Genomic DNA, 24,726 nt, shown 5'->3' with positions numbered 1-24,726 from the left:
CCGTGGGGAGCGGGAGCGGCTCATATCCATTCTGCGGTGAGAGATGGTTGCGCGCCTACGTGGGCATTCGTGCTCCCAACGTCCGCGAAAGGGTGGTCATCCCGTCCCTTACCTGGTGCACGAGCAGATCCACTCCAACATGCATAGGTGGGCGAAGCCGAAGCATCGCAGGGCGGGGGAGTTCCGGGAGGTTCCGCGGTCCGAGCGGCTCCTGCACGGAGCCGATGGAACGCCGCCGTGTGCAGAGGCTCTTCAGGGACCTGCCAGCGGAGGACGGTGTTGGCATGTACAGCTTCCGGCACTACGTCGCCTCGAACGCACTCGGGAACGCGATACCGATCACTCGGACCGACGCGGAAGCCTGCGGAGAGAAGCCGTCCGCAACAGACGCCGGCATGCCGATGCTGCTGCCCTGGCCGGGAACGGCGGTGTACGGCGGTGGTCGGGCGAGCTCCTCTGCTCGCTCGGTCCGACGGTCACAGGTACCGGGTCAGGAACTGGACGCCGAGGCTGGTGGCGGACACCACGAGCCACAGGCAGCCGCCGAGCAGCAGGGGTGCGGGGCCGGTTCGGCGCAGCCGGGAGGGTTCGGTGGACAGGCCGATCGCGGACAGGGCGACCGTGATCAGAAAGACGGCGAGTGCGCTGAGGGGGCCGTGGGCGGCGGCTGGGACGAGGCCGACGGTGTTCATGGCCGCCAGCGCGAGGAAGCCGGTGAGGAACCACGGCACCAGCCGGCCGATGCGCACCGGGTCGGGAACGTTTCGTCCGGAACCTGCCTCGGTGGCGTCGGCCGGCGCGTCCGCCGTCCGTGCGCGGCGGCGGGCGAGGGCGGCGAGGCCCAGGCAGATCGGGATGATGAGCAGTGTGCGGGCGAGCTTGACCACCACCGCGTAGTCGGCCGCGGGGCCGCCGTAGGTGGTGGCGGCGGCGACCACGGACGACATGTCGTTGACCGCGGTGCCGGCGAACAGGCCGAAGGTGTGCTGGCCCATGCCCAGCAGATGGCCGAGGGCGGGGAAGGTCAGTACCGCGGCGATGTTGAAGACGAAGATCGTGGAGACCGCGTAGGCCACCTCCGCCTCCGCCGCGCCGATGACGGGCGTGACCGCGGCGATCGCGGAGGCGCCGCAGATGCCGGTGCCCACACCGATCAGGGTGCGCAGGTCGCGGACGACACCCAGGCGGCGGCCGATCCCGTATGCCGCCGCCAGGCAGACGGTGAGGGTCACGATCATCACCGGCAGCGAGCCGACACCGACCCGCAGCACCTGGCCCAGTGACAGTTGGGCGCCCAGTACGACCACCGCTGCCTGGAGCACTCCGCGCCCGGCGAAGGCGATGCCGTGTCGCAACCGCTCCCCAGGCCGCACCGCGACCGCCACCAGCACGCCGAGCACGATTCCGCTCACCGGGGCGCCGACGACGGGGACCAGCCGGCCGAGCAGGGTCGCGACCAGGGCGACACCGACGGCGACGGCGAGCCCTGGCAGTCGGGAGGCGACGCCGGGAAACCGGGCTGCGAGAGCGGCGCCGGGCCTTCGGGCGGTGTCGAGGCGGGTCTGGTGGGTGGTCCCTGGCCGGGAGAGGCTGGCGTCCTTCATGATCACCACTTTGGTCAGCCCCGCGCTCGCCCTGTAGCCCCTGATCGAGCAGGAGGTCATAGCCCAGGCGTATGACGACCTCATACGCTGACGCTGTGACAGAGCCCTCCGTGCCGGATCCCCGAACCGTTTCCCTCCCCTTGCGCACGCCCGACCTGGAGTCGCTGCGGCTCCTCGTCCTCGTGGCCGACCTGGGCAGCCTGGGCCGGGCGGCCGAGCGGCTGGGTATCTCCCAGCCGTCCGCCAGCCGCCGGCTGTCCACGCTGGAACGCGGGCTGGGACTGGTGCTCGTTGACCGGACCCGCCGCGGCTCCCGGCTGACGGCGTCCGGGCAGGCCGTCGCCCAACACGCCCGGCGGGTCCTGGACGAGCTGGACGAACTCCTTGCCGGTGCCGGCCGGCTGCGCGACCGGCGAGAGGCCGAGCTGCGCGTTGCGGCGAGTCTGACCATCGCGGAGTACCTGTTGCCGGCCTGGATCAGCGAGCTGCGCGGCCGCCGGCCGGAGCTGTACATCGGGCTGCAGGTGACCAACAGCGAGCATGTACCCGAGCTGGTCGAGGCGGGCGAGGCCGACATCGGGTTCATCGAGGGCCCACGCCTGTCCCGTGTGATGTCCACGCGGCAGGTGGCCGAGGACCGGCTCGTCGTCGTGGTCGACCCCGCCCACCCGTGGGCGCGGCGACGGGAGCCGCTGTCGGCGCGGGAACTGTCCCGTGCGCCGCTGGTTCTGCGGGAGAGCGGTTCGGGTACGCGGCAGACCCTGGACCGCGCCCTGCACCTGGCCGGCTGTGAACGCGTCCGGCCCCTGGTGGAGCTCGGCTCGACGGCCGCCGTGCGCGGCGCGGTGATCGCAGGCACCGGGCCGTCCGTCCTGAGCGAGCTGGCCGTCCGCGGGGACATCGCCGAGGGCCGACTGATCGGCGTCGACGTCGCGGGAGTCGACCTGACGCGCGACCTGCGCGCGGTCTGGCCGACAGGGCGACGTCTGGTGGGACCGGCGTCGGAACTGGTCACGGTGGCCCGCCGGGCGGTCGCCGGCGAGAGGCCCGCCCACCCATAGGGCCCGACCGGACGGCGGTGCCTGCCTCGCCCGTGCCCGCCGCAGCGGGTGCGGGTGCCCGGGAGGTTAAGATCAACTGCTCAGTCACCGTTGGTGGCAGGACGACGAACGGGCACGTCTCCGATGGGCTCCGACATGTGTGACGCACAGTTGACTTACGGACTGTTGGGCAGATGGGCTGACGAAGCCGGCCGGACTTCGCCGGCATCAGCTCGACCCCGGCACTCACGGCACGGGGTCTCGGCTGGGCGAGGTGTCAGCGAGGCGCTCCTTCGAGCGTTTGCTCGGTCCAGATGGTCTTGCCGTCGCCCGAACAGCGGGCTCCTCAGGTCTGCGCCAACTGCGCGACGATGAAGAGTCCGCGCCCCCTCTCGTCGGTGGCGCGGGCATGCTGGAGGTGCGGTGCCGTGGCGCTCGAGTCGCTCACTTCGCACGTCAGCACGCGATCCAGAATCTGGCGCAACTCCAGTGGGGGGCTGCCGTGGCGGACCGCGTTGGTGACCGGTTCGGTGACGATGAGTTCGGTGTTGGAGGTGACCTCTTCCCCCACGTTCCAGTCGGAGTGCGGGTGACGACGCGCGGATACTTGTAGGCCGCAACGCGTTCCCTGACGTAGTCGCGGATCCCTTCGGCGTCGCCTCCTCGCCGGCCCTCAGCACTACGACCGCAGCGACTTCCTCGCCGTGCACCGGGTCCGGAACTCCCACGACCGCGGCCTCGGCGATCGCGGGGTGCAGGACCTCCTCGATCTCCCGCGGGTACACGTTGTAGCCGCCCCGGATGATCAGGTCGTTCTTCCGGTCGACGATGCAGTAGCAGCCGTCCGCGTCGACGCGTGCCAGGTCGCCGGTGTGGAACCAGCCGCCCCGGAGGGCGTGGGCGCCGGCGTCGGGGTTGTTGAAGTACCCCTTCATCACGTTCTCACCGCGGACGGCGCTCTCGCCGACCGTGCCGGGCTCCACGGTGGTCCCGTCGTCCGCCACGAGTTTCATCTCGACTCCCCGCACGGGTGTGCCGATCGAGCCGGCCTTACGCGGGCGGTCAGGATGGTTGAAGGCGGTCACCGGAGAGGTCTCCGACAGACCGTAGCCTTCCAGGACGGTCGCTCCGAAGGTCCGCTCGAAGCCGTGCAGCACCTCGACCGGCAGGGCGGCACCACCCGAGACCGCGAGCCGGAGCCGGGGCGTCTTGCATCCGTCCGGCCGCTCGGCGTGCAGGAGCGCGGAGTACATCGTCGGCACGCCGAGGAAGACGGTGACTCGGTCCCGGTGCATGACCTCCAGGGCCCTCCCCGCATCGAACCGGGGCAGCAGGGTCAGTGTCGCGCCTGCGGCCACGGAGGCATTCATGGCGCAGGTCTGCCCGAAGGCGTGGAACAGCGGCAGTCCGCCGAACAGGACGTCCTCCGGGCCGAGCAGAAGCAGGGTCTCCGCGGTGGTGGCCGTGTTGGTCAGCAGGTTGCGGTGGGTCAGCTCGGCCCCCCTGGGAGTGCCGGTGGTGCCCGAGGTGTAAAGGATCAGGGCGGTGTCGTCGTCGGCTCGCTCGACGACGCCTGCCATGGGCCTGGCATCGAGGAGCAGCGTCTGGACGGCGTCGGGATCCGTGACCAGACACTCCGCTCCGGTCTCGGCGGCCGCCTTCGCGACCTCGCCCGCGCACACCGGATGGACCAGCGTCATCCGGGCCCCGAGTCGCGCAGCACGAAGGCCGCCTCTCCGGCCTTGAGCAGCGGATTCACCGGCACCACCACGCCGCCGGCCCGCAGGATGCCGTAGTACACGACAGGGAAGAGCGGCACGTTGGGCATGATCATGGTGACCGTGTCGCCCGGCCGGACACCCCGGTCGCGAAGGACGGCGGCGAGAGGGGCACTCGCCTCGTCGAGCTGCTCGTACGTCAGGGTGGTGTCGTCGTGGCGTACGGCAACGTGCTGTCCGCGCACGGCGGCGGAGTTCACCAGCGCGTGGCGAGAATGGTCATGACCGTGGTGTCCTCGAATCGTCTCAGTGGGTGCGCAACGGCGTACAGTCGCAGCCGCGGTATGCCCTGCGCAGGGTGCGGGGACGGATGACGTCGCGTGGGGTGACCCCGGTGCGTGTATCGGGGCGGGAGTGCCGGCCGGCAGCACGTCCGGCCAGGTCGGTGTCGTCATGGCGGGCCAGCCACAGGCGCAGCAGGTGGCGTTTGCGCTCCGGGGCTTCGAAGTCCTCGTACGCGGAGCGAGCGTGCAGCACCACGTGGTTGTCGATGAGCAGCAGGTCACCGGGTTGGAGATCCAGTTCGAGGCGGACGGCGGGCGAAGCGGCCGTCGTCTCGACGAGGTCGTACAGCTCCCTGTCAGCAGCCGGGGTACCGTCCGGATCACCGTCGCGGGCCGTGCGTGCGGCGTTGTCCAGGCGGGCGCGGTCGTAGCGCATGCTGGGCCGGTCGCCGTGCCGGGTGACGAGCGGGGAGGTCAGGTAAGCCCCCTCGTCGGATGTCCGTTCCTCCTGACGGTCGAAGAGGTGGTTGCGGTACAGGCGCCCGGCGAGATCCGGGCGGGTGCCGAGCACGGCGTTGTGTACGGCAGCTGCACTGGCGAGCAGCGTACGGCCACCCGAGCGAGCCGGCCGCAGGCACAGCAGGCCGAGCACGTCCGCCTCGGCAGTGTGGAACGGCAACGCTGCCCGGGTCAGGTACGCGGGCGGCGCCGGGCCGTCCGGCGTCGGGCAGGCGTCCCCGATGTGGCAGAGCGTACGGCCGTCGGCGGTCTGTGGGACGGGCCTGCCCAGGTACTGGCCGATGCCGCGCAGCACGGTGCTCGCCTCCGCCTCCCCGAGCAGATCCGCCGGGATGCCCTTGACCAGAAGGAAGCCCCGCCCCTCGGACAGCGTTCTCGCGGCCCGCTCCAACTCGGCGGCGAGCGTGGACAGCGGGAAGTCGGCGACGGTCATCCGCAGCAGGGTGGCGGCGCGAGCGCGGGCGGTGTCCAGCGCTGTACGCAGTTCCTCACGGGTCTCGGCGGACAGAGTCAGGACCCAGTCGTCGCTGCCCGCCAGATCGGGTCCGTACCACAGGGCGGGGCCCATGAACGGTTCGGCCGGCGCCGTCGCCGCATCCGGGGTTTCGGCCATGGTCGCCTCCGCAAGGTCCTGGTGAGTCGGGCGGTCTTTTCCGGCGGTCCCGTGGCTGGGCGACGGCCGTCACGCCGCCGGATGGGCCGCGTTGCACGGGGATGCTACGAATCACACGCTCACCATGCTTGACGTGTGGGGACGGGAAACTTAACTTCTGGGGACCCGCTGCCCCTGGAGCGTGCCCATGAGGCCCCTTGCCCGCACCGCCGCGCTGAACGGCTACGTCGAGCTGAGCCGATCCCTGGGCCTCGACCCCCGTGCGCTGATGAAGGGCGTCGGCCTGGACACCGCGGACCTGGCCGTGCAGGACCGGTGGATCTCCGGCACGGCGGTGGTGGGACTGCTGGAGCTGTCGGCCGCCGCGTCCGGGCGCGAGGACTTCGGTCTGCTGCTGACCGAGCGGCGACGCTTCTCCAACCTCGGACCCATCAGCCTGCTCGTTCGTGAAGAGCCCGACGTCCGCAGTGCGTTGGCTCTGCTGATCCGCCACCAGCACACCTACAACGAGGTTCTGCACGCCCGGCTCACGGAAGGCAACGGGGTGGCCACGCTGAAGGTGGATCTCCGGCTCGGCGAGCCGCGGCCGGCCCGGCAGGGCACGGAACTCGCCGTGGGCGCCTTCCACCGCGTGCTGAGCGGCTTCCTCGGCCCGCACTGGCGCCCCTCGTCGGTCTGCTTCTCCCACCCGGCGCCGCGCGACACCGCAAGCCATCGTCGTCTGTTCGGGCCCTCGGTGGAGTTCGACCGCGACTTCAACGGCATCGTCTTCTACGCCGAGGACCTGAACGCCCCCAACGCCATGGCCGACGCCCAGTTGCGCAGCTACACCCGGCAGTACTTCGAGCCCATCGCGGTCCCCAGGGAAGCAACCGAGGCGGACCGGGTGCGCGACCTCATCGAGGCGCTGCTGCCGACCGGGCGCTGCTCCATCGAGCAGATTGCCCGCAGCCTCGGCGTCGACCGGCGCACTGTTCACCGTCATCTGGCCCGCTCCGGCGAGACGTTCTCCTCGCTGGTCCATTCGACCCGCACGGCACTCGCGGAGCAGTTCGTCGCCAACCCCAACCGTTCCCTGACCGAGGTCTCCACGCTGCTGGGGTTCTCGTCGCTGAGTGCGTTCTCCCGCTGGTTCCACGAGCACTTCGGCACCGGTCCGCGGGAGTGGCGCAAGAGCCGGGGCGGTCCGGCATTGCCCGGCGGAAGCTGAGCCCGCGGGGCGCACGCGGTCAGTGGCACGGGGTGGTCCCGGCCGTGTGTCCCCGATTGGCAAGTCACCTGTCACCACAGGCAAAGCGGCTGTGTGCCGCCCGCCCTACCTTGGCACCACCGCGCAGACGGTCGGCCTCCGGAGGGAGCGCTCTGCAGCTCCCCTGAGGGCACTCCCTCCGGACCGGCCCGCAACCACTGGGTGAGTTGTGGCCGGCCCGGACGTCCGCTGCCACTGGCCCTGTTGTCGCGTCCACTGTCTGCTCCGCAACGCGATCTTCCCTACGCCAAGGAGAAGCCCCGTGCATTTCCACGACGACTCACTCTTCCCGGAGAACCAGGAGAAGCTGGTGATCCAGGCAGCGCCGTACGGCCCCGAGTGGCTTCCCGGGGACGCGGACGACCTGCCCCTGACCATGGACGAGCACGTCCAGGCGGCCGTCGACTGCTACAACGCCGGCGCGACGGTGCTCCACATCCACGTCCGCGAGCTCGACGGCAAGGGCTCCAAGCGGATGTCCATGTTCAACGAACTGCTCGGGCGGCTGCGTGAGGCCGTGCCGGACATGGTGCTCCAGATCGGCGGGTCGATCTCCTTCGCCCCCGAGGGCGAGGGCGGCGACGCCAAGTGGCTCGCCTACGACACCCGCCACCTGCTGGCCGAACTCACCCCGGCGCCGGACCAGGTGACGATCGCGATCAACACCAGCCAGATGAACATCGTCGAGATCATGAACGACGACGACCTCCAGGGCACGTCGATCGCGAAGCCGGACTACTACCGGGCCTACCGCGACATGGTCGTCGAGGCCGGTCCGGAGTTCTACCTCGAGCACCTCAAGCGCCTGCACGCGAACGGCATTCAGCCCCACTTCCAGCTCGCTCACCTGGCCCAGTTGGAGACCGTTGAGCGGCTGATCCGCGCGGGCGTCTACACCGGACCGCTGATCCTCAACTACGTGGCCATCGGTGGTGGCTTCGCCGGCCGGCACCCCGCCGACCTGATCGAGTTCATCCGCCGCGTGCCGGACGGCGCCGTCCTGACCATCGAGAGCTCCATGCGCGCCGTGGCCCCCATGAACGCCGTCGCCATCGCCCTCGGCCAGCACGTGCGCGTCGGCAACGAGGACAACCTCTGGCGCGCCAAGGGCGAGCCGATGTCCTCCGTGGCCCAGGTCGAGCAGATGGTGAAGATCTCCGAGGCGCTCGGCCGCGAGATCGCCACCGGCATGGACGCCAAGCGGATCTACCAGCTCGGCGAGTACTACGCGGACGCCGACGAGACCCTCGCCCGGCTCGGCATGGTGCCCAACCGCCGCCCGGGACAGCGCGGCTTCATGCTGCGCGACGCCCCGGCCTGATCCACGTCCGGCGTGCAGGGCCGGTCCCGCACGCAGGCCACACCCACCCGCGCGAATCCTTCGGAGCACTCTGTGGCACACGCCGTCCGCTTCTACGAAACCGGTGGCCCCGACGTCCTGAAGTGGGAGGAGGTCACCGTCGGCGACCCCGGCCCCGGCGAGGTACGCATCCGGCACGAAGCCGTCGGACTCAACTTCGCCGACACCTACTTCCGCAGCGGGCTCTACCCGGTCCGGCTGCCCGACGGCATCGGCGTCGAGGCCGCCGGCGTGGTGGAGGCGCTGGGCGAAGGCGTCACCGACATCGCCGAGGGCGACCGGGTCACTTACACCGGAAGTCCGCTCGGTGCCTACAGCACGGAGCGGGTCATGCCCGCCTCCCACCTGATCAAGCTGCCCCCCGAGATCAGCTGCGAGACGGCGGCCGCGATGACCATGCGCGGCCTGACCGCGGCCTATCTGCTGCGCAGGATCCACCCCCTGAAGCGCGGCGACACCGTGCTGCTGCACGCCGCGGCGGGCGGGGTCGGCCTGATCGTGTGCCAGTGGGCCGCGCTGCTCGGCATCCGTGTGATCGGAACGGTGTCCAGTGAGGCGAAGGCTGACATCGCCCGGGCACACGGATGCGGGCACGTCATCCGCTACCGCAACGAGGACGTGTCCGACCGGGTCCGCGAGCTGACCGACGGCGCGGGCGTCCCGGTCGTGTTCGACAGCGTCGGCAAGGACACCTTCGCGGGCTCTCTGGCCTCACTGGCCCGCCGGGGGCTGCTCGTGTGCTTCGGCACCGCCTCGGGCCCCGTGCCGCCGATCGACGCGATGCAACTCGCCTTGCGGGGCTCGGTGTTCGTTACCCGTCCTGCCCTGGCCGACTACATCGCGGACCCCGCCGAGCGCGCCGCGCTGGCCGGCGAGCTGTTCGAGCACGTCGCCGCCGGGCGCATCGAGATCGAAATCAATCAGCGCTACGCCCTCGAGGACGCGGAGCAGGCACACCGCGACCTGGAAGCCGGCCGGACCACCGGGTCCTCCGTCTTCGTCCTGTGACAAGGCGCACCCCGTTCCACCCCAGGGAGTGAGCACTCATGCCAGACACCTTCTCGTCCTCGCGGCGGGCCCCGGCCCTGGTCCGCCCGAGCGCACGCCGCACCTCCGTCACGGCCGAGCCGCTGACCTGCACCATCGGAGCCGAGCTCCGTGGCGTGAGCCTCGCCGACGCGGCCCGTGACGACGATCTGTTCGCCGAGATCAAGAGCCTGCTGCTGGAGTACAAGGTCTTGTTCCTGCGGGACCAGGACCTCTCCCGTGCCGACCACGTCGCGTTCGCCTCGCGCTTCGGCCCGTTGGAGGATCACCCGGTCGCCGGCAGCGACCCCGACCACCCCGGACTGGTCCGGATCTACAAGGACCTGGACAGCCCCCCGGAGCACTACGAGAACGCCCTGCACACGGACGGCACCTGGCGGGTGAACCCTTCGATGGGCGCCGTGCTGCGCTGCGTCGAATCGCCCCCGGTCGGCGGCGACACCATCTGGGTCAACATGGTCGAGGCTTACCGTCGGCTGCCCGACCACATCAAGACGCGGATCCCGGGGTTGCGCGCCCGGCACAGCATCGAGGCCACCTTCGGTGCCGTCATGCCCGAGGAACAGCGTCACGCGCTGAAGGAGCGGTTCCCGGACGCCGAGCACCCGGTCGTGCGCACCCACCCCGAGACGGGCGAGCAGATCCTCTTCGTCAACGCGTTCACGACGCACTTCGTCAACTACCACACGCCCGAGAACGTGCGTTTCGGCCAGGACTTCGCTCCGGGCGCGAGTCAGCTGCTCACCTACCTGATCAGCCAGGCCGCGATCCCCGAGTACCAGGTGCGCTGGCGCTGGAGCCCGGGCAGCGTGGCCATCTGGGACAACCGCTCCACCCAGCACTACGCCGTCCAGGACTACTGGCCCGCCGTCCGCAAGATGGAGCGCGCCGGAATCGTCGGCGACAGACCGTTCTGACCTTCCCTTCCAAGCAGTCGAGGTGATGACAATGGAGTTTCACACCACTGCGCAGTCCACGGCCGGGGCCGCGTCCGCGTCGGCCTGGCCGGTGTCCAAAGGCTATGCCTGGACGGTCTTCGCACTTGGCTTCGGCCTGCTGCTGTCCGACTACATGTCCCGCCAGGTCCTCAACGCCGTCTTCCCGATGCTGAAGGCCGAATGGCTGCTGTCCGACGCCGCCCTGGGCTCGCTCAGCGGCATCGTCGCCCTGGCGGTCGGCGTGCTCACCTTCCCCATGTCCCTCATGGCCGACCGGTGGGGAAGGGTCCGCAGTCTGCTGGTCGCCGCCACCCTGTGGAGCCTGGCCACCCTGGGCTGCGCCGTATCGGCGAGCTACGGCGAGATGTTCGTCGGCCGTCTCTTCGTCGGCATCGGCGAGGCGGCGTACGGCAGTGTGGGCATCGCCGTGGTCCTCAGCATCTTCCCGGTCACCCTGCGGGCCACCCTCTCCGGCGCATTCATCGCCGGCGGCGCCTTCGGCTCGGTGCTCGGCGTCGCCGTCGGCGGCGCCGTGGCCCAGGCGGCCGGCTGGCGCTGGGCGTTCGCCGCGATGGGGATCTTCGGCCTGGCGCTCGCCACCGTGTACGCGGTCGTGGTCAAGGAGAGCAGACTGGCGCCACATGGACGCCCCTCCGGCGGCGAGAACGGCGCCGAAGCACGCGGGCGGCTGCGCACTCACCTGCCCCGCCTCTTCTCGTCCGTCTCCGTCATCAGCGCCTATGTCGGCAGTGGCCTGCAACTGTTCATCGCCGGCGCGCTGTTGTCCTGGCTGCCGAGCTTCTTCAACCGCTATTACCACATGGCACCGGCCAAGGCGGGCGGCGCTGCCGGCGCCTTCGCCATGATCATCGGAGTGGGGATGATTTTCGGGGGTGTGGCCTCCGACCGCATCAGCTCCACCGCCCCCATCCGCAAATGGGCCGTCGCGGCCGGCTGCAGCGTCGGCGCGCTCCTCCTGCTCACCCTCGCCTTCCAACTTGCCACCGGCCCGGCCCAGTTGCTTGCTCTGGCCATCGGCTGCCTGCTGTCGGCCGGCTCCGCCGGGCCCGCGGCGGCCATGGTGGCCAACCTGACCCCTGCCTCCATCGCGGCCACCGCGTTCGCCACCCTCACCCTGGCCAACAGCCTGCTCGGACTGGCCCCCGGCCCCGCGGTCACGGGCGCGCTCGCGGACCGCTTCGGCCTGCTGGGCGCCCTGCGCATCGTGCCCCTCGTCGCGGTCGCGGCCACGCTGGCCTTCCTGGTCGGCAGGCACTGGTACGAACGCGACCTGATCCGCCTCGCCGACCTCACCACGAAGGCCGAACCCAAGCAGCCCTCGGAGATTCCCTCATGACCGCCACCGCGGAACCCACCGTGGTCATCGTCCCCGGACTGCGCGACCACGTCACGGACCACTGGCAGACCGTGCTCGCCGGACGCCTCGCCGAGGCCGGCCGCGCCGTCCGCGCCGTTCCCCCGGTGGAGGGGAACCGACTCAGTCTGGACGCCCAAGTCGGCAACCTGGCCGCGACGCTGACGAGCCTGGACGGACCGGTCCTGCTGGTCGCCCACAGCGCCGGAGTCATCACCACGGTGCACTGGGCCCGCCGCCACCGAGCCGACGTACGCGGCGCGCTGCTCGCCACGCCGGCGGACCTCGAAACACCGCTGCCGGACGGCTACCCCACCCCCGCCGAACTGGCGGACCACGGCTGGACCCCGGTGCCCCGCGCGCCGCTGCCCTTCCCCAGCATCGTCGCCGCCAGCGCCGACGACCCGCTCGGTGCTCCGGAGCGCGTCGCCGAACTGGCCCGCAGCTGGGGCAGCCGCCTCCTGGAGCTGGGCGCGGTCGGCCACCTCAACCCGGCCTCGGGATACGGCGAGTGGCCGCAGGCGGAGGACCTGATCCGCACGCTGGAGTCCGGCACCGGAAGCGCACCGGTCGCGGCGACACCCACCGGAGGACACCCATGAGCCCGGACGCCGAACTGCTGTGGACACCGGGACGCCGGGAGCTGGACGACTCCAATGTCGCGGTGTTCATGGAATGGCTGGAGGAGACCCGCGGTCTGAGCTTCGCCGACTACGCCGAGCTGTGGCGGTGGAGCTCCACCGATCTGACCGGCTTCTGGTCGGCGGTGTGGGAGTACTACGGACTGGACGCCGTCACCGGGTACGACGAGGTGCTGGGTGATGCCACCATGCCGGGTGCCCGCTGGTTCACCGGCGCCCGGCTGAACTTCGCCGAACGGTGCCTGGCCCAGGCCACCGACGCGCGTCCGGCTCTGGTGAGCGTGACCGAGGGCGGGGAACCCGTCGAGACGTCGTGGGCCGAGCTGCGGCGGCAGGTCGCCGACGTGTCGGCCGCCCTCCGGCGCATGGGCGTGAAGCCCGGCGACTGCGTAGCCGGGTACCTCACCAACCTGCCGCAGGCGGTGGTGGCACTCCTGGCCTCCGCGGCGATCGGCGCCGTGTGGACGGCCTGCTCACCCGACTTCGGCACCCCCAGCGTGCTCGCCCGGCTGAGGCAGGCCCGGCCGACGGTCCTCGTCGCCGCGGACGGCTACCGCCACGGAGGCCGGGGACATGACCGACGCTCCACGGTCACCGAACTCCTGGACGGGCTGCCGACCGTCCGCCACGTCCTGGCCGTCTCCAACCTCTTCCCACCGCAGACGGACACATGGTTCGTACGGTCAGGCGTCACCGTGCACGCCTGGTCCGCACTGCCGCCCACCGACCGGGCACCGGAATTCGCCGACGTACCTTTCGACCACCCGCTGTGGATTCTCTGGTCGTCGGGCACCACCGGTGTCCCCAAAGGGATCGTGCAGGGCCATGGCGGCATCGTCGTGGAACTGCTGAAGGCTCTGGGGCTCGGTGCGGACCTGCGCCCTGAGGACCGGTACATGTTCGTCACCTCCACGAGCTGGATGGTGTGGAACTTCCTGGTCGCCGGCCTGTTGCACGGCAGCACGATCGTCCTCTACGACGGCAGCCCCACGTTTCCCGACGCCGCCGGCGCCTGGCGTGTCGCCGAACGGACCGGGGCGACGATGGTCGGGGTGGGTGCGGCCTATCTCGCGGCCGTGGAGAAGTCGGGTCTGCATCCGGCCGCCGAGCTTGAGCTCGGCGCCGTGCGCTCGGTGCTGCAGACAGGGTCGGCCATGGCGCCGAGCACCTGGCGGTGGGTCCACGACCGGCTCACCCCCGGTGTATGGCTGCAGTCGATCTGCGGTGGAACCGACCTCTGCTCCGTGCTCGCGGGCGGTTCCCCTCTACTCCCAGTGCGGGCAGACCGCATTCAGTGCCCTGCGCTGGGCGTGGCGCTGGCCGCGTGGGACGAGACGGGACGGCCTCTGACCAGCGAGCAGGGAGAGCTGGTCGTGACCGCTCCGCTGCCGTCCATGCCACTGCGCTTCGTCGACGACCCAGGTGAGGTGCGCTACCACGCCACCTACTTCGACACCTATCCGGGCGTGTGGCGGCACGGCGACTGGGTGACCATGGAGACGGACCTGTCGGTCGTCGTGTCCGGCCGCTCCGACTCCACGCTCAATCGCCTGGGGGTGCGGATGGGTTCGGCCGACATCTATGCGGTGGTGGAGCAACTGCCCGGTATCCGGGACAGCCTGGTCGTGGGTGTGGAACAGGCCGACGGCGGCTACTTCATGCCCATGTTCGTCGTGACGGAGGATGGCGAGGAAACCGACGTCCGTCTGATGGAGCGGATCACGGCGGCCATCAAACAGCAGTTGTCCCCGCGCCATGTGCCCGACGTGATCGTACGGGTGCCCGTGCTGCCCCGCACGCTGACCGGGAAGAAGCTCGAGGTGCCGGTCAAACGGATTCTGCAGGGCGCGCGCGTGTGCGACGTCACCGGTTCCGGCGCCGTTACCGATGGCCACATGCTGAACTGGTTCGCAGAATTCGGAGGCCGGACGAATGGGACCGGTAACGGCATGACCGCGGAAGGGCAGAGCGGCCATCCCCGTGAGGAAGCAGCACCGCTGCGACGAGCGCGCTGAGCTGCGTTCCGGCAGGGGATGGCTTGGGCGGGTGGAGGAGGGGCCTGTGGATCTCCGTTTGAGTCAGCAACGGGTCAGTGTGAGTCCTCGAACACCGATCTAGCGGTTGGGTGTTTCCGCAGGTCAGGGTTCTGATCGCCGCCTATGGGTCAGCAAAGGGTCAGCACCGGGTCGGACGGTGTCCGGCTTGCTGACCTGCACCCGTGGCAGGGGCCTGCTGCGCCGCCCGGCGCCCTGTTACGAAGGTCGTGTTCGAGTAGCGAAAGCGCCGCTCACGCTGCGCCAGCAGCGGCTCGAGGCTGTCCCACGGCTCATGACGCATCCACGGCGACGACGCATCAAACCGGATGCTCAACTCCCGCCTCAGACACGGCGATCAGCGTTCATCCGCCTCATTGCGCCAGCCGTTGTCACCTGCCTGCTGTGGCCTCTCGTGCTTCCAGCAGGTGGACGGCTCCAGTGCCGAGGACCTGGGTCGTGGGTCAGAACGGTCCGCTGAGGCTGCCGAGTCGGTCGGTCAGGCGCAGGTTCTCGGTGTAGTCGACGGGGCAGGCGATCACGGAGACGCCTTCGTCGTCGAGGGCGCGGCGCAGGGCGGGCAGCAGCTGGTCGGCGGACTCGACCTGGTAGCCGTGTGCGCCGAAGCTTTCGGCGTAGGCGACCAGGTCCGGGTTGGTGAAGCGGGTGTGGCTGTGGCGGCCGAGTTCGAGTTCCATCTTCCAGGTGATCAGCCCGTATTCCTCGTCCACCAGGACGAGGACGATCAGGGGGATGTGTTCGCGGACGGCGGTCTCGAGTTCCTGGGAGTTCATCAGGAAGGAGCCGTCGCCCATCATGGCCAGGACGCGCCGGTCGGGTCGGGCCAGTTTGGCGGCGATGGCGCCCGGCAGTGCGAAGCCCATGGTGGACAAGCCGTTGGAGACCAGGCAGGTGTCCGGTTCGTAGGTGGGGTAGAGGCGGGACATCCACATCTTCCCGGCGCCGGTGTCGGCGAGCACGATGTCGTGGCGGTCCAGGGCGGTCCGGACATCGCTCACCACACGCTGGGGCACCAGCGGGAACGCATCGTTGTCACGCCCGTACGCGAGTTCGTCGTCGAGCAGCGTACGGATCTTCACGCTGCTTTCCGAGTCGTAGGTGAACCGTTCGGGCAGTGCCGAAGCGAGTGCGTCCAGCGCCTGCGACAGGTCGCCCTCGATGCCCACTGCGACCGGGTAATGTGCGTCCACCTCGGAGGGGAAGCGGTGTACGTGCACGATGCGCTTGTCGCCGTTCGGGTTGATCTTGGTGGGGTCGAATTCCTGGATCTCGTAGCCGACGCAGATCACCACGTCGGCGGCGTCGAAGCCGAAGTTGCTGTAGTCGTGGCGCATGAAGCCGACCGCGCCGAGGGCGTTCGGATGGTCGTCGGGGAAGACGCCTTTGCCGTGGAAGGTGGTCGCGACCGGGATGTTCAGTCGTTCGGCGAACCGCACGAGAGCGTCCGAGGCCCGAGCTCTCGCGGCGCCGTGGCCTGCCAGCACGACAGGACGCCGTGCCGTGGTGAGCACCTCGACCGCCCGCGCGATCTGCGTGAGTGACGGCGCGTCGGCGTGCACTGTGTCGATCTGCAGGGGCGCCACATGCTCGGCGGGCCGCTCCGCCTCGATGTCCTCGGGCACGGCCAGGAACACGGCACCGGGGCGCTCGCTCTGCGCGATCTTGAAAGCCTTGCGTGTCATCTCCGGCACCGCGTCAGGGCAGTCCACGCGGGCTGCCCACTGAGTGACGGGGGCGAACATCGATACCAGATCGATGACTTGATGCGACTCCTTGTGGGTGCGGCGCAGCGAGCCCTGGGCGGCAAGGGCCACCATCGGTGCGCTGTTGGTCATGGCATCGGCGGTGCCGAGCAGCAGGTTGATCGCGCCGGGGCCCAGAGTCGCCGAACACACCCCGGCCCGGCCGGTCAGCCGTCCGTAGATCTCGGCCATGAACGAGGCGGCCTGCTCGTGGCGCACAAGGATGTACCGGATCCCGGAGCCACTCAGGGCGTCGACGAAGCGGATGTTCTCCTCGCCGGGGATCCCGAAGACGTACTCGACGCCTTCGGCTCGCAGACAGCGAACCAGCAGGTGTGCGACGTCGTCCGCTGCTGCCGTGGTCCGCGACTTGGTCGCGCCTTCGGTGCTCATGAGGCGAACGTAGGTACACCTGGCTGCCCGGGCCACTCGTCCGCCGCCGACCGGGCGCGGACCGCTGTGGCTATTTGGAGGCGTTGTGGTGGCGGCTGCCGCGGTCGGACCGCACGCTGGCGAAGTGACAACGAACCGCCATGCACAGAGCGGCGGCGGAACTCCGGGAGGACCGTGTGACCCCTTCGTCGCCCGACACCGACGCACCGCCGGCCCGGTACGACGACCTGCGTGCGCTGGTGATCAACTGCACCCTCAAACGCTCACCGGAGAAGAGCAACACCCAGGGACTGATCGACCGCAGCACCGCCATCATGGACGCGCAGGGAGTGCGCGTCGATGTCGTGCGGGCAGTGGACCACGACATCGCCACCGGGGTGTGGCCCGACATGCGGGAGCACGGCTGGAAGACGGACGCCTGGCCGGATATCTACCAGCAGGTCCTGGCGGCCGACATCCTCGTCCTGGCCGGACCCATCTGGCTCGGCGACAACAGCTCCGTGACGAAGCAGGTGATCGAACGCCTATACGCCTGCTCCAGCCTGCTCAACGAAGCAGGCCAGTACGCCTACTACGGCCGCGTCGGCGGCTGCCTGATCACCGGCAACGAGGACGGCGTCAAGCACTGCGCCATGAACGTCCTCTACAGCCTCCAGCACCTGGGCTACACCATCCCGCCCCAGGCGGACGCCGGCTGGATCGGCGAAGCGGGCCCGGGCCCCTCGTACCTCGATCCGGGCTCGGGCGGACCGGAGAACGACTTCACCAACCGCAACACCACCTTCATGACCTGGAACCTGCTGCACCTGGCCCGGGCGCTGAAGGACCTCGGCGGCATCCCCGCCTACGGCAACCAGCGCACCGCCTGGGACGCCGGCTGCCGCCGCGACTACGAGAACCCCGAGCACCGGTAACGTGATGCCGAGGGAAACTGGCGGGCGGGCGTCGGGGACGGCTGCGGCGGCGTGGGCGACCGTTCATGGCCGAGGGCTGTGCACCGCCTCGGGCTGCTGCCCCTGTCCCGGGCCGTTCCGGGCGGTGAGGGGGATCCTCGTAGCCTGCTGCACCGCAGATCGACACCCTCGCCCGCACGCTCGACTTGGCGCTGAAAGGAGTACCCCGCGGATCAGGAGAGCCTCGACAAGACCGCCGACCTGCTGATCATGACCCTCCTGCCAGACACGGCCACACATGACGATGACGTGACACTGCTCCTGATCGGGCTGCCCATGCCTGAGGGAGAAGACTTTCGTACCTGATCGCTGTGATGGCGGTCCTCTTCGACCTCGGCGTGACGGAGTCCCCGTGCCCGCACCGGCGCGGGCGCCACCGGCCGCCGACGGCGACCGGAATCTGTACATTTGCAGTAGGGATCACGACTGTAAGTCGTGCGGTTGTAGGCCCGTGCATGAACCTCGCAGGCGAGGCAGTATGTCCGACTTGAGTGCACCGATCGTGGCCACGTTCCTCGTGTATGTGGCCGTCATGATCGGAACAGGTGTCTGGGCCTACCGCCGTACGCACACCTTCGCCGACTTCGCCCTGGGCGGCCGCAGGCTCCCCGCGTTCGTCGCCGCCCTGTCCGCAGGGGCCAGCGACATGTCCGGCTGGCTGTTCCTCGCCTTCCCCGGAGCGGTGTACGCGGCCGGTGTCGGCGCCAGCTGGATCGCGGTCGGCCTGGTGCTCGGTACGTACCTCAACTGGTTGTTCGTCGCGCCGAGGCTGCGCACCTACACCGAGCGCGCAGGGAACGCGGTGAGCCTTTCGGCCTACCTGGAGGAACGGTTCGAGGACCGCACACGGATGCTCCGGATGGTCTCGGCGGCGGTGACCCTTGTGTTCTTCACCGTGTACGTGGCCAGTGGACTGGTGGCCGGCGGGCTGCTGTTCGGGCACATCTTCGGCGCCGGTTTCCGGCTCGGGGTGGCCCTGACCGCCCTGGTGATCGTCGTCTACTCATGCCTTGGCGGCTTCCTGGCCGTGAGCCTGACCCACGTCATGCAGGCCACGCTGATGTTCCTCGCCCTGCTCGTCCTCCCCGTCGTAGGTATCGCGACGCTCGGCGGCTTCGGTGCGCTTCGTGACTCCCTCGACAGCAAGACGCCCAGCCTGCTGGACATGGGTGCCAAAGTCGGCTTCACGGACGGCCGGTGGTCGGGAGGCGGCGGGTCGCTCGGCGCCGTCTCGATCATCTCGTTGCTCTCGTGGGGCCTCGGCTATTTCGGGCAGCCGCACATCCTGGCCCGCTTCATGGGCATCCGCAGCACCAGTGCCGTACCCGCGGCCCGTCGTATCGAGACCGGGTGGGTGGTCGTGGTGCTGGCCGGTGCCACAGTGGTCGGCCTGCTGGGCATCGCGCAGTTCGGCACACCGCTCCATGACCCGCAGACGGTGTACATCGCTCTGAGCCGGACCCTGTTCAGTCCGTGGGGCGCCGGTGTGATGCTGATCGCGGTGCTCGCCGCGATCATCTCGACCGCGGACAGCCAGCTCCTCGTGTCGTCCGTCGCACTCACGGAGGACTTCTACCACGCGTTCCTCAAGCGGCGCGTCTCGGACGAGGTACTGGTGTGGGTGGGTCGCTCCGCCGTCGTCGCCGTGACCCTCGTGGCCTCCGTGATCGCGCTGAGAGGCGGCGAGCTGCTGGGGATCGTGGGCTACGCCTGGGCGGGCTTCGGGGCCGCTTTCGGCCCGGTGGTCCTGCTCTCGCTGTACTGGCCGCGCATGACCTGGGCGGGGGCCATGGCCGGGATCGTGTCCGGCGCAGTCACGGTGCTCCTGTGGCGTGTGGTCAAGCCGCTGCACGGCCCCTTCTGGTCGGGTATCTACGAGATCATTCCGGGCGTCGTGGTCGCCACGGTCGCGGCCCTGATCTTCGGCAGGTTCGTCGGCCGGCCTCCGAAACGGGCCTTCTGGCGGATGCCAGGCGGCGGGGTGAGCCAGCTGATGCTCACCCCCTTCCTCAGCCACGCGCCGGTCGGCATCGCCGTTCTCGACACGGATCTGCGGTACGTCTGGGTGAACGAGCCGCTGGACCGCCAGATCTCGCTGAAGCGGCGGCTGGGGCGGCGGATGGCGGAGGTGTTGCCGCAGGCCGAGGCCGACGCCTTCGAGGAGAAGATGCGCGAGGTTCTTCGGACAGGTGCGCCGGTGATGGACTTCGAGTACCGCGGCGCCGGCCACACGGTGCACGACCGAGGCCGCGCGATCTCTGCCTCCTTCTTCGCGATGAAGGACCGTCACGACCGGAATGTCGGTGTCTGGTACATGATCATCGATGTCACTGAGCGGTGGCGGGCGCAGGAGCGCCTGGCCCTGCTCAATGACGCCGCTGCGCGCATCGGGAGCACCCTGGACGTGACGCGGACTGCGCAGGAACTGGCCGACGACGCGGTGCCGGCCGTCGCGGACTTCGTCGCCGTCGACCTGCTGGACTCGGTCACGAGGGGTGAGGAGCCGGCCCCCGGGCCGGTCGGTATGTCACCCGTCATCCGCCGTGCGGCCCAGCGGTCGGTCCGTGCGGGATGCCCGGAGGCGTCCCTTGCCGTGGGGGAAACAGTCCGACGTGCGCCCGCGTCGCCCGTGACCCGCTGTCTGCTGGAGAGCAGGACCCTGGTCGAACGGGTCCTTGACCGCACCAACAGTCCGTGGGTGACCGTGGACGAGACGCTGGGCGCCTCGTTCCTGGACTACGACTTCCGCTCGGTGATGGTGGTCCCCGTGCGGGCGCGCGGCGTCACCCTGGGGGTGGCGACGTTCGCCCGGTCCGGGCGGCTGGGCCCCTTCGAGGACGACGACGTCCGCCTCGCCGAGGAACTCGTCTCCCGTGCGGCGGTGTGCATCGACAACGCACGCCGTTTCACCCGTGAGCGCACGGCGGCCCGGTCCATGCAGCGCTACCTGTTGCCGCAGGACCTGACGGGAGGGTCCGCTCTCGCCGTGGCCTCGTGGTATCTCCCGGCGGATGCCCCCAGCGGTGTGGGCGGCGACTGGTTCGACGTGATCCCGCTCTCCGGAGCACGGGTCGCCCTGGTCGTCGGGGACGTGGCCGGGCACGGCATCAACGCGGCGGCGACCATGGGGCGCCTGCGCGTCGCGGTGCGCACGCTCGCCAACCTCGACCTGTCTCCGGACGAACTGCTGGCCCATCTGGACGATCTGGTCATCGGCCTCATGGGGGCGCACGACATCGATGTTCCGTTGGCGGCCGAGGGCGAGGCGACGGGCACCGCGTTCCTGGGCGCCACCTGCCTGTACGCCGTCTACGACCCGGTCAGCAGGCTGTGCACCATGGCCCGGGCCGGTCACCTCCCGCCGATGATCGTCGCTCCCGACGGCGCCGCCAGCATTCTGGACCTGCCCGCCGGACCGCCACTCGGCCTCGGCTACCTCCCGTTCGAGTCCATCGAGACCGAGCTGGAAGACGGCAGCCTCATCGCCCTCTACACCGACGGCCTCATCGAGTCCGTCGACCGGGACATCGACGTCGGGCTCTCCCGGCTGGGCGATGCCCTCGCGGCCCCCCTGCCGACCCTGGCGGAGACCGGCCGACGAGTGATCGACAGCCTGCTGACGGGTCCGCCTGCCGACGACGCGGCCCTGCTCCTCGCCCGTACCCGTGTCCTGGCTCCGGACCGCGTCGCCTCCTGGGACCTGCCCAGCGATCCGGCTGCCGTCGCGCATGCCCGCGACCTCGCGGCTCAGAAGCTGACGGAGTGGGGCATCCCCGATCTCACGTTCACCACGGAACTCATCGTCAGCGAACTGGTGACCAACGCGATCCGCCATGCGGCCGGACCGGTCTGCCTGCGCTTGATCCGGGATCGCGGCCTGATCTGCGAGGTCTCCGACGCCAGCAGCACCGCGCCACGGCTGCGTCACGCGCGGACCACCGACGAGGGGGGACGGGGCCTGCTGATCGTCGCCCAGATGGCCCGCCGGTGGGGCACTCGTTACACGAAGACCGGCAAGATCATCTGGACGGAGCAGGGCATTGCGGCTGACGTGATCGGCTAGGTCGGCGGGCGGATCCGCCATCGCCGCACAACGTGGATGGCTCCCGCAGACGGGGCAGCGGGGCGCTGACTGTCGCTGACGACGAGCTTCACACGTCTGCCCATGGACTGGCGCGCCGTCAGGCAAGTCAGCCGAACATCGCCCTTGACCTGCAGAAAGCAGGCAGGGAGGGGCTGGACGACTCCACGGCGATCACCCGGCCGGGCGCCATGACGGTGCGCGGGGTGTCGGACCATTCGGCGGGGTCCACGGTGACCCGAACCGTCGTGTCCGGGTCCGGCCCCAACGAGCCGACGAGCGAGGGAAGTTCGAGCTCCAGCGCATCGCAGTGCGGCCACCAGGCCCCGTCCAGCGGGCCGTGGCTGACGTCCGGGGTGAGGGCCAGGCGAGGCGTGGGCATGCGGTACGTGTGCGCGTCGGCCGAGGACGCGCCTTCGGCCGGCGTTCCGCCGGGTTCCATCGTGCGGTCCCGTCCCGGGAGCCATCGGACGACTGCCCGTTTCGTCACTCGCCGGGAACGGCACCGCCGGTCGCGCTGCGCGAAAAGCTCTCGGTGCGGTCAGGCTACCTCTGGACCAGGAGAAGAGGGCGGGTCAGTCGTCCGGCTGTGCCTCCTCTGGCTTCACCCGGTCCTCCTGTTCCTCCTCTTCCTCCTCCAGTTCCTCCATCAGACGGATGCCCTCGTGCGTCAGCGAGACGGTGGCGGGGGTGTGGTGTGATGTCCAGTCCACGCTGATCAGACCCTCGTCGGTCAGATAGGCGCAGGCGGCGGAGAGGTCCTCGTCGGGTATGGCCAGCTCGGCGCGCAGCGCCGATCCATTGACCTCGGGGCGGTTGCGCTCGACGGCCCCGTACAGGGATCGCAGGACCGCCTTCCGGTTGTTCTTGCGTTCGCGGAGTTTCGTCATGGCTGTCGTTCTCCGGTTTGACGGCCGCGCGGGGACGAGGCGACGGCGGATCCTCGGGCCGCTCGGATCCGCGCCACACCTCGTCGGCGTGTGTCTGTGTCTGCTCTGTCGAGGTGCTGGTCGTGAGCCAGGACTGTGCGGGTTCCGCCGCTTGTGCGGTGTCGAGGGTGATGTGGAGCCGGGTCCCTCCTGCGCGGCCCGCGGGATAGCTGCGCTGCTCGGGCGAGGCGAAGCAGCGCCGGAGCGCTTCGGCGACGCGCCGGGCGGCTTCCGGCGTCGCGGCCACGATGCGGACCTCGGCCTGACATTCGGAGGGAAAGGGCTCGTGCTTCATACGGACCTCCTGGCAGGTGAGGGTGCAACCTCGACCGAGGTCGCTGCCCGACGCCCGTCGTCGGTGCGGGCTGCGGCCCGTCACCACGGCCACCCCCCTTTTTTTGAAGGGTATGCCGGGAAAGGGAGCGTGCGTGCCAGGACCGACCCCTCGCGGAAGACCGGTGCTCTCCCGGAACGGGCTGTCGCAGTCGTCGGCCGCCGCCGCGCCACCATGGCGGGCCCGGCCGGGAGTACGGTGGACACACCCCGAGGGCATGCCGCGCACCGGCTCCGGCACCGGTGCCGCTCTCGGTGATCGGCGACGCCGGGTGGGCCTGGTCCGCGCCCGGGGCAGGGTTCGACCCATGAGCGCGCACATGCTCCTCCCGACGACCTCGAACCTTCCCGCGCCCAGCCGGCATCGGGCAGGTCGCACACGCGCAGGCCGGGCCGACCGATGCGGGAGCAGGGATCCTCGCCCGACGAGGGAGAACGCCTCCGCCCGCTGACGCGCGGCCAGGTCGAGGACCGCCTGCAGGAGCTGGGTGACCTGTACGCGGAGGTCTCCGGCGGCGGCCCCTGGGCGTGGAACGAGGCGCGTGCCACCTTTCTGCGACACCTCGCAGGCGACGCACGACGACCGGGGTTCTCCCTGCTGATCGCGGAGACCACGGTCCTGACCGGATGCGCCTACGGCTTTCCCGTGGGCGGCGCCGGTCCGTGGTGGGCGGGCTTCGACGGAGACGTTCGGGAGAGCCTGCTCCGCCGCGTCGCCCCCGGGCGGCTCTTCGTCGTCTCCGGGATCGTCGTCCCGTCCCGCGTGCGCCGGGAGAACCAGGGCCGTGCCTGGAACCTCGCCCGGCGCTTGCAGCGGCGACTGCTCGCCGACCACGGCGCCGCGCTCGGAGTCACGTTGGTGGAAGCCTGGGACGTCGGGATGGTTGAGACGTTGAGGTCGTGGGGGTGGCGGAGCGCCGGAGACGACACCCGCACGGCCGGACCGCCCGGCTCGTGCCGCGTGCTGGTGCTGACTGCGGGGGAGTGAGCAGCGCCGTCATCGATCGGGGCCCGCCCCGGTAGCGCTCGGGCAGGCGCCGGGCGAGGAGGGCGATGTCGTCGGTGTTGCCGGGTGGCATCCGGGCGGACAGCTGGTCGCACAGGGTGTGCAGCGGTTCGTGCGCGAGGGCGAGGGCATGGCGGCGCAGTCGGCCGAGCCCGCTGTCCAGGTCACTGCCCGGAGCCTCGATCAGGCCGTCGGTGTACAGCAGGAGCGCGGACCCCGGCGGCAGGGCGCGAGCGGCACTCGGACGATGACTGCCGACGCCCAGGTGGTTCCGAGAATCAGTCCCTCCCCGGCTTCGAGGTACTGCGTGTTCCCGCCGGGGCCAGCAGCAGGGGCCGGTGCCCGGCACTGGTCCAGCGAAGCGTCCAGGGCCCCGAGTCCCGACCTTCCCGCCGGGCGAGGACGAGGGTGGCCATCGGCATGGTCGTGATGGCGTGCATGGCGTCGTCGAGGCGGTCCACGACGGCACCGGTCGGCCCGGTGTGGTCCCAGGCGGGGGAGCGCAGGATGCCCTGCAGCTGAGCCATGCCGGCCGCGGCGGTCAGATCGTGGCCCACGACGTCGCCGATGACGAGGGCGAGCGTGCCGTCCCTCAGCGCGAACGCGTCGTACCAGTCGCCACCGACCTGCGATCCGGACGGAGCGGGCTGGTACCGGGCGGCCAGCTGGACCCGGCCGTGCTCGGGCAGCGGGGGAAGAAGATTGCGCTGCATGGCCTCGGCGACCTCGCGCTGGCGGCCGAACCGGCGGGCGTTGTCGACGACCGGACCGACCCGGCGGCCGATATCGCTCGCCACGTCGGATGAAAGGGCACTCGGTCAAGCGTAGAGCCATACGATGCGCTGCA

18 protein-coding genes and 4 pseudogenes are annotated in these 24,726 nt (G+C 70.3%); 11 read left to right on the top strand and 11 right to left on the bottom strand.

Annotation, left to right across the window (positions count from 1 at the left end):
* Nucleotides 1-476 precede the first annotated feature (476 nt).
* The gene (locus ACWCQS_RS23145) at nucleotides 477-1,604 is read right to left on the bottom strand and encodes a YeiH family protein (protein WP_451006187.1); all 1,128 of its coding nucleotides are present in this window, start codon (nucleotides 1,602-1,604) and stop codon (nucleotides 477-479) included.
* A 71-nt stretch (nucleotides 1,605-1,675) separates the two neighbouring features.
* Between ACWCQS_RS23145 and ACWCQS_RS23140 the strand changes: the two genes are divergently transcribed.
* Nucleotides 1,676-2,665 carry a LysR substrate-binding domain-containing protein gene (locus tag ACWCQS_RS23140; RefSeq protein ID WP_451006186.1) on the top strand — a complete coding sequence of 330 codons (990 nt, stop codon included), beginning with the start codon at nucleotides 1,676-1,678 and terminating at the stop codon, nucleotides 2,663-2,665.
* 256 nt (nucleotides 2,666-2,921) lie between these two features.
* On the opposite strand, the pseudogene ACWCQS_RS23135 reads toward ACWCQS_RS23140, so the two are convergent.
* The 4 genes and pseudogenes from ACWCQS_RS23135 to ACWCQS_RS23120 all read right to left on the bottom strand — a co-directional run.
* Nucleotides 2,922-3,194: pseudogene (locus ACWCQS_RS23135) on the bottom strand (ATP-binding protein); the annotation flags it as partial.
* 160 nt (nucleotides 3,195-3,354) lie between these two features.
* A pseudogene (locus ACWCQS_RS23130) lies at nucleotides 3,355-4,344 on the bottom strand (AMP-binding protein); the annotation flags it as partial.
* A complete protein-coding gene (locus ACWCQS_RS23125; RefSeq protein ID WP_451006185.1) occupies nucleotides 4,341-4,622 on the bottom strand; it encodes an AMP-binding protein in 282 nt (93 codons plus the stop codon). The gene ACWCQS_RS23125 and the pseudogene ACWCQS_RS23130, both read right to left, overlap by 4 nt.
* A gap of 46 nt (nucleotides 4,623-4,668) precedes the next feature.
* Complete coding sequence (locus tag ACWCQS_RS23120; protein WP_451006184.1) at nucleotides 4,669-5,778, bottom strand: TauD/TfdA family dioxygenase; 1,110 nt, start codon at nucleotides 5,776-5,778, stop codon at nucleotides 4,669-4,671.
* Between the two features lie 187 nt (nucleotides 5,779-5,965).
* Between ACWCQS_RS23120 and ACWCQS_RS23115 the strand changes: the two genes are divergently transcribed.
* From ACWCQS_RS23115 to ACWCQS_RS23085, 7 genes are all read left to right on the top strand, one after another.
* Nucleotides 5,966-6,988: an AraC family transcriptional regulator gene (locus ACWCQS_RS23115; RefSeq protein WP_451006183.1), complete on the top strand. Its 1,023-nt coding sequence runs from the start codon at nucleotides 5,966-5,968 to the stop codon at nucleotides 6,986-6,988.
* Nucleotides 6,989-7,289: 301 nt separating this feature from the next.
* Nucleotides 7,290-8,348 carry a 3-keto-5-aminohexanoate cleavage protein gene (locus tag ACWCQS_RS23110; RefSeq protein WP_451006182.1) on the top strand — a complete coding sequence of 353 codons (1,059 nt, stop codon included), beginning with the start codon at nucleotides 7,290-7,292 and terminating at the stop codon, nucleotides 8,346-8,348.
* 72 nt (nucleotides 8,349-8,420) lie between these two features.
* The gene (locus ACWCQS_RS23105) at nucleotides 8,421-9,395 is read left to right on the top strand and encodes a quinone oxidoreductase family protein (RefSeq protein WP_451006181.1); all 975 of its coding nucleotides are present in this window, start codon (nucleotides 8,421-8,423) and stop codon (nucleotides 9,393-9,395) included.
* A gap of 38 nt (nucleotides 9,396-9,433) precedes the next feature.
* Nucleotides 9,434-10,351 carry a TauD/TfdA dioxygenase family protein gene (locus ACWCQS_RS23100; protein WP_451006180.1) on the top strand — a complete coding sequence of 306 codons (918 nt, stop codon included), beginning with the start codon at nucleotides 9,434-9,436 and terminating at the stop codon, nucleotides 10,349-10,351.
* A 31-nt stretch (nucleotides 10,352-10,382) separates the two neighbouring features.
* Nucleotides 10,383-11,729 carry an MFS transporter gene (locus tag ACWCQS_RS23095; RefSeq protein ID WP_451006179.1) on the top strand — a complete coding sequence of 449 codons (1,347 nt, stop codon included), beginning with the start codon at nucleotides 10,383-10,385 and terminating at the stop codon, nucleotides 11,727-11,729.
* The gene (locus ACWCQS_RS23090; RefSeq protein ID WP_451006178.1) at nucleotides 11,726-12,349 is read left to right on the top strand and encodes an RBBP9/YdeN family alpha/beta hydrolase; all 624 of its coding nucleotides are present in this window, start codon (nucleotides 11,726-11,728) and stop codon (nucleotides 12,347-12,349) included. The genes ACWCQS_RS23095 and ACWCQS_RS23090 overlap by 4 nt, the downstream gene beginning before the upstream one ends.
* Complete coding sequence (locus tag ACWCQS_RS23085) at nucleotides 12,346-14,403, top strand: acetoacetate--CoA ligase (protein WP_451006177.1); 2,058 nt, start codon at nucleotides 12,346-12,348, stop codon at nucleotides 14,401-14,403. Before ACWCQS_RS23090 ends, ACWCQS_RS23085 begins: the two co-directional genes overlap by 4 nt.
* 256 nt (nucleotides 14,404-14,659) lie before the next feature.
* Here the strand turns inward: ACWCQS_RS23085 and ACWCQS_RS23080 are convergent.
* Nucleotides 14,660-14,770 (bottom strand): annotated as a pseudogene (locus ACWCQS_RS23080) (IS5/IS1182 family transposase); the annotation flags it as partial.
* A 115-nt stretch (nucleotides 14,771-14,885) separates the two neighbouring features.
* Complete coding sequence (locus tag ACWCQS_RS23075; protein ID WP_451006176.1) at nucleotides 14,886-16,577, bottom strand: acetolactate synthase large subunit; 1,692 nt, start codon at nucleotides 16,575-16,577, stop codon at nucleotides 14,886-14,888.
* Between the two features lie 176 nt (nucleotides 16,578-16,753).
* Between ACWCQS_RS23075 and ACWCQS_RS23070 the strand changes: the two genes are divergently transcribed.
* Both ACWCQS_RS23070 and putP read left to right on the top strand, forming a co-directional pair.
* Nucleotides 16,754-17,491 (top strand): flavodoxin family protein, encoded by a 738-nt coding sequence (locus ACWCQS_RS23070; RefSeq protein ID WP_451006175.1) that lies wholly within the window; start codon nucleotides 16,754-16,756, stop codon nucleotides 17,489-17,491.
* Nucleotides 17,492-18,008: 517 nt separating this feature from the next.
* On the top strand, nucleotides 18,009-21,593 hold the full coding sequence (putP, locus tag ACWCQS_RS23065; RefSeq protein WP_451006174.1) for a sodium/proline symporter PutP: 3,585 nt from the start codon (nucleotides 18,009-18,011) through the stop codon (nucleotides 21,591-21,593).
* Between the two features lie 127 nt (nucleotides 21,594-21,720).
* Here putP and ACWCQS_RS23060 read toward each other — a convergent pair whose 3' ends face one another.
* Together ACWCQS_RS23060 and ACWCQS_RS23055 are read right to left on the bottom strand one after the other, a co-directional pair.
* Nucleotides 21,721-21,993: a DUF5994 family protein gene (locus ACWCQS_RS23060; RefSeq protein ID WP_451006173.1), complete on the bottom strand. Its 273-nt coding sequence runs from the start codon at nucleotides 21,991-21,993 to the stop codon at nucleotides 21,721-21,723.
* A 193-nt stretch (nucleotides 21,994-22,186) separates the two neighbouring features.
* The gene (locus ACWCQS_RS23055; RefSeq protein ID WP_451006172.1) at nucleotides 22,187-22,501 is read right to left on the bottom strand and encodes a hypothetical protein; all 315 of its coding nucleotides are present in this window, start codon (nucleotides 22,499-22,501) and stop codon (nucleotides 22,187-22,189) included.
* A 772-nt stretch (nucleotides 22,502-23,273) separates the two neighbouring features.
* Here ACWCQS_RS23055 and ACWCQS_RS23050 point away from each other — a divergent pair.
* A complete protein-coding gene (locus ACWCQS_RS23050; RefSeq protein ID WP_451006171.1) occupies nucleotides 23,274-23,861 on the top strand; it encodes a hypothetical protein in 588 nt (195 codons plus the stop codon).
* A gap of 106 nt (nucleotides 23,862-23,967) precedes the next feature.
* On the opposite strand, the pseudogene ACWCQS_RS23045 reads toward ACWCQS_RS23050, so the two are convergent.
* Nucleotides 23,968-24,228: pseudogene (locus ACWCQS_RS23045) on the bottom strand (SpoIIE family protein phosphatase); the annotation flags it as partial.
* Entirely contained in the window at nucleotides 24,158-24,676 is a 519-nt protein-coding gene (locus ACWCQS_RS23040; RefSeq protein ID WP_451006170.1) for a PP2C family protein-serine/threonine phosphatase, read from the bottom strand. The pseudogene ACWCQS_RS23045 and the gene ACWCQS_RS23040, both read right to left, overlap by 71 nt.
* Nucleotides 24,677-24,726: the final 50 nt, after the last annotated feature.

This window comes from Streptomyces sp. NPDC002076 (assembly GCF_053593835.1).
Note: the sequence above shows the minus strand (reverse complement) of the source record. Positions and strands in the feature narration are given on the sequence as shown.